This window comes from uncultured Candidatus Puniceispirillum sp. (genome assembly GCF_963979125.1).
In the GTDB taxonomy this organism is placed as follows: Bacteria; Pseudomonadota; Alphaproteobacteria; order Puniceispirillales; family Puniceispirillaceae; genus Puniceispirillum.
In genome coordinates, this window is record NZ_CAXBVX010000119.1 from 1 (window position 1) to 5,453 (window position 5,453).

Genomic DNA, 5,453 nt, shown 5'->3' on the forward strand with positions numbered 1-5,453 from the left:
CAGTTTCTGCATCTATAGGCGTTATCTTCGGGTACTCGCCAGCAAAAAGGGCTTGTCAGTTAATTTGGCGCGAGACGTTTTGCATAAACAATTGGAAATAGGGTTTTAAATATTGCTTTCGACGTAGATTACAAAAACATTTAACAAGGTGGACAGTATGCTTGATTTTGGAATTGCGAATAGAAACGCCATTGTTTGTGCGTCAAGTAAGGGGCTTGGCTTTGGTTGTGCTGACGCGTTGGCGGGTGCGGGCGTCAATGTGACTATGTGTGCTCGAGGTGGTGATGTGCTTCGTGATGCGGCTAAAGTTATACGTGACAAGCATAATGTAAAGGTAACGGAAGTGGTTTGCGATGTGACCACAGACGAAGGCCGCGCCGCATTACTTGATGCAACTGGTGATGTCGATATTCTGATCAATAACGCAGGTGGCCCACCTCCGGGCGATTTTCGCGATTGGACGCGTGAGACATGGATCACAGCGCTTGATGCCAACATGCTGGCGGCGTTTTCGCTTATTCAGGCTGTGATTGATCCGATGATCGAACGTAAATTTGGCCGCATTGTGAATATCACGTCAGGTTCAGTTAAGTCACCAATTCCGGCGCTGGGTCTATCAAATGGTGCGCGGGCTGCCTTGACCGGGTTCTGTGCTGGCCTGTCCCGTCAGGTTGCTGAACATAATGTTACCATCAACGGCTTGTTGCCCGGTCAGTTCAATACAGACCGAATAGAGTCATTGATCGCTAATTCAGCCAAAAATGAAGGTCGTTCAACGGATGATATGCGCCATATCCTTGAACAGGCTACACCTGCCAAAAGGCTTGGTGAGGTAGAGGAATTTGGTTTTGCTTGTGCATGGATGTGTAGCGCGCATTCAGGTTTTCTAACAGGCCAAAATATTCTGATCGATGGTGGTAAATTTAATAGCACGCTCTAAAGTTAGCTAAGATCAATCACTTTGATTTTGCCGTTTTTAACGGCCAAACCGATTTTGCCAGATTTCAGTTTCAAGGCGGTGTCGCCAAACACCTCGCGGCGCCAGCCTTGCAGTGCTCTTATGGGCGCATTGTCATCGATGGCAAGCAATTCCAGATCGTCACCCGACGCAATAAGTCGCGGCGCGATGTTAAAGTGATCGGTTGAATATTTCAGTAACACACGAAGCAGCTCCATAACAGCTTGGGGTGCTTTAACAGGTTTGCCCCGCGAAGGGGTGGAGGGTAACGCACTATCCGAAACGGCTTCAACATCTTGCAAAATTTTGAGTACTGGCTTTGTAAATTTGCCATCGGTGCCACCAGGAAAGTTTCTTATTTTGCTGAATTCAGCAGTTGTCTTGGGCGCTGTTCCTGCAAGATCAATAAGGGTTTCGTCGCGCACCACACGATTACGCGGCACGTTACGGTTCTGGGACTCAGTTTCACGCCATGCAGCCAGCCGCATCAACCGCAATAATGCACGTGGTTTTAAATGACGTATTTTAATGCGTTTCCAAGCGTCTTCAGGCTTGGTGATATAAGTGGCAGGATCGCAGAATTTTGCGAATTCTTCATCAAGCCAGCTCGTCCGGTTTTCGGCAGCAATTTTTTCCAGCATGATCGGATATATCTGCGCTAGAAAAATCACATCATCAAGCGCATAGGAAATTTGCCTATCGGTAAGTGGGCGTTTTGACCAGTCTGTAAAGCGTGATGTTTTATCAACATCCTTTCCCAGAATCGATTTTACCAGACTGTCATAGCCAATCTGATCACCATGCCCGCATACAAGACCTGCTATCTGAGTGTCGTAAACAGGACTTGGCAAGGATCCCATCTCATGTAAAAAAATCTCCATATCCTGATTACCAGCATGGAACACCTTGATGATGCTTTCATCGCGCATAAGGTTCCATAAAGGTTCCAGATCAATGTTTTTTGCCAGAGGGTCAATAGCCACTGCCTTTTCACCATCGCCAACTTGTATCAGGCAAAGCTGGGGGTAATAGGTGCGTTCGCGCATGAACTCGGTATCAATGGCCAGAAAAGGTTTGCCACGAAACCCGTCCATCACGCGAATCAAGTCGTCATTTGTAGAGATCAGAGCGTCGGCTGGCAGTTGCTCGGGTGGGGCTGAATTATCCGGCTCATTTCGGGTTGAGTGTGGATGTTTTTTGTCTTGTTTGTTCATTTTACCTCGATCCTCAATCGTTTGTATAAGGGAAAAAATCAGCATGGCAAAGCCAAACCTATTGAAAACATCAGTCAGTGTTCATAAATCTGTATTATGAAATCGCAATATATCAGTATCGGATACGTCGCATGCGTATCTGGGGTGATGTTTTTCACCAGTGCCCAGCCTGTTATGGCTGGCGCAGTCGTTGCGCATCGCGCATTTTATGAAATGACGATTGGCGAGATGGATAAAAACTCGTCAGTTCTTAGTGTGTCAGGTCGATCAGCCTATTCGCTTGAACGCGATTGTGATGGTTGGCGCTCGGTTGAAGATTATGTCATCGAGTTTGGCAGTGCTGGGGGTAACGTTCAACGTATTCTGTCGCATTTCGAGTCATGGGAAGCTGATAGTGGTGACAAATACAGCTTTGATATTGACGAAAAAAGCACTTTTGATGGCAGTAAGCAATATAGCGGTTTTGCGCAAATGACAGCAAATGGTGGAAACGCCTTTTTTAATACTGAATTAGATGAAACTGTAAATTTGCCAGACGATACCTATTTTCCGATGCAGCATGTTGAAGAAATTATCGAGTCAGCCCATTCAGGCACGCGTATGATAGCGGCCAGCCTGTTTACGGGTGCTGAACCTGAAGATGCTTTGATGACAACAAATACAGTTATTGGAGGGTGGCGCATAAGCGAAGCGCCAAAGGCCTTTGGTGATTTTGCCAAGGAAGGTTTCTGGCCTGTTCATGTCGCCTATTTCAAACCATTGGCGACAGAATCTGAACCATCCTATGAAATCAATTTTTCTCTGCAACCAAATGGTGTCGTTCGAGATTATGAGATTGATTATGGCGAATTCAGCATCAAGGCAAATTTATTGAATGTCGAAAAAGTTGGCTTGCCAGTTTGTAATTAAGCCTGACTGCTGACAGCTAGCTATTTAGAAGCGCTGCCCCTGCGACGACTGCATTATCCCCTGTTGCTGACTGTACAAGCTGCGTTTTGAACTTGGCACCATGAATATAACCGGGCCATTTACGTGGAACCGTTGTTAATAGGCGTTCAAAGCGCCCTACAGCGCCGCCAAGCACAATCACATCCGGATCAACCATATTGATAATCAAAGCGGTTGCTCGGCCAATACGATCCTCTAAAACCTGCAATGCGCTTTCGGCGACTATGTCTATGGCATCAGCAGCCGTTGCGATAGCTGTCGCTGATAGCTGGGTATTGGTAATCTGGAAATAATCGTCTTCCATGCCGCGCGCCGAAACAAAGCTGTCAAGACAAGCAGCGCGCCCACACCAGCATTCATGTCCGTCTAATTCATGAGGTACTGGCCATGGCAGCGGGATATGGCTCCAGTTCGCGGCAATGTCATGACGTCCGCGTATCAATTTATTATCGATTACCAACCCACCCCAGCTGCTATCATCAATAAGCATGCCAAAAACGCAATCAACGTCTTTGGCACGGCCATGACGGGCTTCCCATAAGGTAAAACACGCACCGCTGTTGGCCAGCACCACATGCCGTCCTAAAGACGCCTGAAGGTCTGCTTGCAGATGTTTATCGTTTAACGAGTCCAGAAAACTGTTTTGTGCCACGCCCTCGTGCACAAAGCCGGGCACAGCCACGCCGATTACATCATCATATGGTATTTCTGCTGTTATATCGGCAATCAGTTTGCTGATGGTGCTGAGGGTATTCAGATAGCTATCGGCAGGCGTACTGGCTTGTTTTAGGCATAAAAATTCACCGCCATCTGATAAAATGGCGGCGCTTATGATACGCGATCCAATGTCTAAACCAAGACGCATGCTGAATCCAGCAATTGACAGTTACTTGATTTTTGCTTCACGAAACAGAACATGCTTGCGAGCACGTGGATCAAATTTTTTCAGCTCCAGCTTTTCTGGCTTTGTACGTGGGTTCTTTTTGGTCACGTAAAAATAGCCTGTATCGGCTGTACTAACGAGCTTAATTTGAAGGGTAGCTGGCTTTGCCATGTCACTAACTCCGGATAGGGGCGCCTAACGCCGTAAAACTTGCCGGAAAATGCGTGATTATGCTGCCAATGTCAAGTCAGATCATCGGCTTTTTCGGTGGGAGGATTTGTTTTTCCTCTGACCTGAACGTTTACCTGCTTTGGGTGATGAACGTTTGTCGCCTTGTTTATGTGCCGAATGGTTACCCCGTTTCGGGCGCTTGTCAGTTAATCCACCACTGATCCAACGCAGAAGGATACCACCAGAAACCGCATTGACCTCGGCAATTTGAACATTCAGTTCAGTGCCTATGCCAAATGTCCAGCCTGTATGTCGGCCTTCCAGAAATTGCCCTGATGCGTCCAGATCATAATAATCGTCAGGCAGATTTTTTAGCGGCAGAAACCCGTCTGCCTTGCCATCATCAAGGCGTAAAAAAGCTCCAAATCCGGTGATAGCAACAATAACAGCTTCTAGCGTTTCACTGATGCGTTTCTCAAAAAAAGCCGCCGCAAACCGATCAATACTGCGGCGTTCGGCATTTGCAGCATTGGCTTCAGTTTCAGAAATATGCGTGCAGATTTCACTCATTATTTCAAGCGGCATATCTAAAAGCCCGTCAATGGGGGCTTTCTTGCCTTTTGCGCCGTGATCGACAAGGGCACGATGCACCAACAGATCAGCATAGCGGCGAATGGGTGATGTAAAATGCGCATAATTCTGGAGAGACAAGCCAAAATGTCCAATATTATTAATATCATAGACAGCTTTGGACTGGCTTCGCAGCACCGCTTCGTTGACCATCAATTCATCAGCTGAGTCTTTGACATGTGCCAGCAATTTATTGAAATGATGTGGTTGTAGAACTTGCCCACGGGCGAATTTGCCACCAATGGCATCTGCCAATTTATGCAGACTATCAGCCTTTTTGGGATCGGGAGCATCATGCACGCGAAATACACAAGGGCGTCTGGCCGCGATAAGCGTGTCAGCCGCGGCAACATTGGCGGCGATCATAAAATCTTCAATTAGACGTTGCGACGCGCTTTGTTTGCGAAGCGCAATACCAACAGCAACATTTTGATCGTCAAATTCGACGCGGCGTTCTTGCAGATCAAGAGCAAGAGGTTCGCGCGCTGTTCGGTCAATGTTCAATGCATGCCACGCTCCGAATAACGCATGCAAGGTGCCATGTGGCACATCGGCATCAGCTTCATCAAGTGCGCCATCATAGATGGCCTGCACCGTGTCATAGGTTAGACGGGCATGTGATTTGATAAGGGCGCGCTGGATTGAATGG

General features: G+C 47.3%; 6 protein-coding genes. 2 read left to right on the forward strand and 4 right to left on the reverse strand.

Translation table 11 applies throughout. The annotated features are described in order from the left end of the window. Positions 1-157: 157 nt before the first annotated feature. On the forward strand, positions 158-940 hold the full coding sequence (locus ABNT28_RS09795; protein WP_332923857.1) for an SDR family oxidoreductase: 783 nt from the start codon (positions 158-160) through the stop codon (positions 938-940). Between the two features lie 2 nt (positions 941-942). Here ABNT28_RS09795 and rnd read toward each other — a convergent pair whose 3' ends face one another. Further along, positions 943-2,172 carry a ribonuclease D gene (gene rnd / locus ABNT28_RS09800; RefSeq protein WP_348721490.1) on the reverse strand — a complete coding sequence of 410 codons (1,230 nt, stop codon included), beginning with the start codon at positions 2,170-2,172 and terminating at the stop codon, positions 943-945. A gap of 147 nt (positions 2,173-2,319) precedes the next feature. Between rnd and ABNT28_RS09805 the strand changes: the two genes are divergently transcribed. After that, positions 2,320-3,081: a cell envelope integrity EipB family protein gene (locus ABNT28_RS09805; protein ID WP_332923859.1), complete on the forward strand. Its 762-nt coding sequence runs from the start codon at positions 2,320-2,322 to the stop codon at positions 3,079-3,081. Between the two features lie 16 nt (positions 3,082-3,097). Here ABNT28_RS09805 and ABNT28_RS09810 read toward each other — a convergent pair whose 3' ends face one another. The 3 genes from ABNT28_RS09810 to ABNT28_RS09820 form a co-directional block, all read right to left on the reverse strand. Further along, positions 3,098-3,985: an ROK family protein gene (locus ABNT28_RS09810; protein WP_348721491.1), complete on the reverse strand. Its 888-nt coding sequence runs from the start codon at positions 3,983-3,985 to the stop codon at positions 3,098-3,100. Positions 3,986-4,006: 21 nt separating this feature from the next. Beyond that, positions 4,007-4,174 (reverse strand): 50S ribosomal protein L33, encoded by a 168-nt coding sequence (rpmG, locus tag ABNT28_RS09815; protein ID WP_013045491.1) that lies wholly within the window; start codon positions 4,172-4,174, stop codon positions 4,007-4,009. A gap of 81 nt (positions 4,175-4,255) precedes the next feature. Continuing rightward, the coding region (locus tag ABNT28_RS09820; RefSeq protein ID WP_348721492.1) for an RNB domain-containing ribonuclease at positions 4,256-5,453 on the reverse strand (1,198 nt) is incomplete at its 5' end.